The sequence below is a fragment of the Novosphingobium sp. genome, assembly GCF_036733805.1.
Lineage (GTDB): Bacteria > Pseudomonadota > Alphaproteobacteria > Sphingomonadales > Sphingomonadaceae > Novosphingobium.
Map to the genome: position 1 here is coordinate 1 of NZ_DAIMZT010000082.1, position 3,251 is coordinate 3,251.

Genomic DNA, 3,251 nt, shown 5'->3' on the forward strand with positions numbered 1-3,251 from the left:
GGGCTTCTCGATCAATACGCTGACCCTGTTCGGCCTCGTCCTGGCGATCGGCCTGCTGGTCGATGACGCCATTGTCGTCGTCGAAAACGTTGAGCGGCTATTGTCCGAAAATCCGGGCATGTCCGCGCGCGAAGCGACTATCAAGTCCATGGAGGAAATCCAGGTCGCGCTGGTCGCGATCGCGCTGGTGCTTTCGGCGGTGTTCCTGCCGATGGCCTTCTTCGGCGGGTCGACTGGGGTGATTTACCGCCAGTTCTCCCTGACGATCGTTTCGGCGATGGTCCTGTCGGTGCTTGTCGCCCTGGTCCTGAGCCCGGCCCTGACCGCGACGCTGCTGAAGCCGAAGCGGGTTGGCGAAGGGCATGAACCGAACCTCATAGAGCGACGCCTGCCCTGGCTGGCGGCCGCTTGGGAAAAGTTCCACATCTGGTTCAACGACCGTTTCGAGCGTGCGACCGCCGCTTACGGTCGCCGCGTGGAGCGGGTGGTTGAGCACAAATGGCGATGGCTCGGCCTTTTCGTCGTGACCTGCATAGCCACCGTTATGCTGTTCCAACGGCTGCCTACCGGCTTTCTGCCCAACGAAGATCAGGGCAACATCATGGTGCAATGGCGGCTGCCCGCCGGCACGCCACGTGCAACAACGCAGGAAGTGCAGCGCCGGATCGAACAGTATTTCGATACGTACGAGAAGAACAACGTGGCCGGGATCTTCACGGTCGCCGGCGGCGGCCTGGGGGCCAGCGGACAGAATACCGGGCAAGCTTTCATCAAGCTGGCGAATTGGGACGAACGCACCAATCCCCATGACAGCGCCGACGCCATTGTGGAACGCGCCTCCATCGCATTCCGCGGCCTGCGCAATGCTCAGGTCTTCGCGCTCGTTCCCGGCGCCATCCGGGGCTTGGGCACGACATCGGGTTTCACGCTGGAACTGCAGAACCGTAATGGAATGTCCCGCGCCAAATTCGAGGAGGCGCGCGATCGACTGCTGGCCGAGGCCGCGAAAAACGGCCAGCTTTCCAACGTTCGCCTAAGTGATCTTCCAGACGTATCCACGCTGAAGATCAACACCGACACCCGCGCCCTTACTGCTTACGGACTTACACAAGGCAGTGTGAACTCAACGCTTTCAGCGGCCTGGGGCGGCCTTTACGTGAACGACTTCATTGACAAGGGCCGCGTCAAGAAAGTCTACGTTCAGGGCGATGCGCCGTTCCGTTCGCGGCCGGAAGATCTGTCGCACTGGTTCGTGCGGGGCTCGAACGGGCAGATGGCTCCCTTCTCGGCCTTCTCCACCATCGGCTGGTCCACCGCGCCGAGTTCGACCTCCCGCTTCAACGGGCTGCAGGCTTATGAGTTCTCGGGCAGCGCCTCCTCCGGCGTCAGTTCCGGCACGGCCATGAACGTCATGGAGCAACTCGCGGCCCAGATTCCCGGCACCAGCGTCGCCTGGTCAGGCGCATCGTATCAGGAGCGCCTGTCATCCGGGCAAGGCCCTATCCTCTATGCGCTTTCGCTGCTCGTCGTATTCCTGTGCCTTGCCGCGCTGTACGAGAGCTGGTCAATCCCCATTGCGGTGATTCTGGTCATCCCGCTGGGCCTCCTCGGCGCTATCGCGGCGGTAACTCTGCGCGGCCTGCAGAATGATGTCTATCTGCAGATCGGTCTGCTGACCACTATGGGCCTCGCAGCAAAGAACGCCATTCTCATGATAGAATTCGCAGAGCAGGCGGAGAAGCAGGGCAAGCGCGTGATCGAGGCGGCGCTGGAAGCGGCGCGCATCCGCCTTCGCCCGATCCTGATGACAAGCTTCGCGTTCATCTTCGGGGTACTGCCGCTGGCCGCAGCTACCGGAGCGGGCGCCAACAGCCGCGTGGCGATCGGCACCGCGGTGGTCGGCGGAATGCTAACCGCCACCCTGCTCGCCATCTTCTTTATCCCCCTGTTCTTCGTGCTCGTGCGCCGGAGCGTGCGCGACGGACTGGCAGCGGCAAGGCAGCACCTGCGCCAGCGCCGCCTGGCTGGGGGAGACGGGGCATGAAGACTGTCTCAGCGGCGGCGCTGGGCGGTCTGCTGCCCGCCCTGGCGCTCAGCGCGTGCTCATTGGCACCCAAGTACATCGCACCCACGCCGCCGGTGCCCCCGTCGTGGCCGGTCGGCGACGCCTATCTCGCTCAGAGCGAAGCGAGCCTGCCGCTGGTGTCCTACAAGGAGATCTTCCGCGATGCGCGCCTGCAAGCCCTGATCGAGCAAGCGCTAGTCAACAACCGTGATTTGCGCGCAGCGGCGGCGAATCTGGCGGCTGCTCGTGCGCAGATTCGCGTGGTTCGAGCGAACCAATTCCCCGCAGTCGGCATCAGTGGCTCTGCAGCGCGGACTGAGCAAGGAGGCGGCTCATCGGGCGACGGGTGGACCTACGCCGTCCAAGGCGGCGTCTCCAGCTTTGAATTGGATTTGTTCGGCAAGCTCGCCAATGCTACCGCGGCCCAGCACGATACGGCGTTGGCGACAGAGGCGTCCGCGCGCACGGTGCGCCTCGGTCTAGTGTCCGACCTCGCGCTCGCATGGGCGACTTACGCGGCTGACCGCGATCTGCAGAGCATTGCCCAATCGACGGTTGCCAATGCACAAGACAGCGTCCGCCTCACTGCTGCGCGTCTGAAGGGGGGCGTAGCCCCGCGCACGGACCTGAGCCAGGCGCAGCAAGTGCTTGAGACCGCCAAGGGCGACGTGGCATCACAAAAGACAGCATTGGCACAGGATATCAACGCGATCCGGCTTCTTGTGGGCGCCGATTTCGATCAGTCACTGCTGCCAGATGGGATAGGGGAAGTTAGTGAGGGCCTGGCTGTCCTGCCCGCCGGCACCAGTTCGCAAGTCCTGCTGCGCCGACCGGATGTGGTTTCAGCCGAATACGATCTGCGCGCAGCCAATGCCGACATCGGCGTGGCGCGCGCCGAGCTGTTTCCCTCGATCTCCTTGACGGGCCTGCTTGGTTTTGCCAGCGACGCGCTTTCCTCGCTCTTCGACGGCGGCGCCTTCAAGGCGACTGCCGGGGCGAACGCCAACTGGTCGATCTTCAACGCCGGCGGCAAAGCCGCGAACGTGGACGTTGCCAAAACCCGGCGAGACGCCGCCTTGGCCAACTACGAAAAGGCGATCCAGACCGCTTTTCGAGAAGTCGCGGATGCCCTGGCCGACCAAGGCACCCTTGCAGAGCGCTTGCGGGCAGCCAGTGCCTATACGGC

General features: G+C 63.7%; 2 protein-coding genes. Both read left to right on the forward strand.

Translation table 11 applies throughout. The features are described from left to right. Positions 1–2,044: efflux RND transporter permease subunit (locus V7D69_RS14355; protein WP_333606133.1), on the forward strand; the 2,044-nt coding region annotated here is incomplete at its 5' end. Continuing rightward, a partial coding sequence (locus V7D69_RS14360) for an efflux transporter outer membrane subunit (RefSeq protein ID WP_333606134.1) occupies positions 2,041–3,251 on the forward strand: 1,211 nt, incomplete at its 3' end. The genes V7D69_RS14355 and V7D69_RS14360, both read left to right, overlap by 4 nt.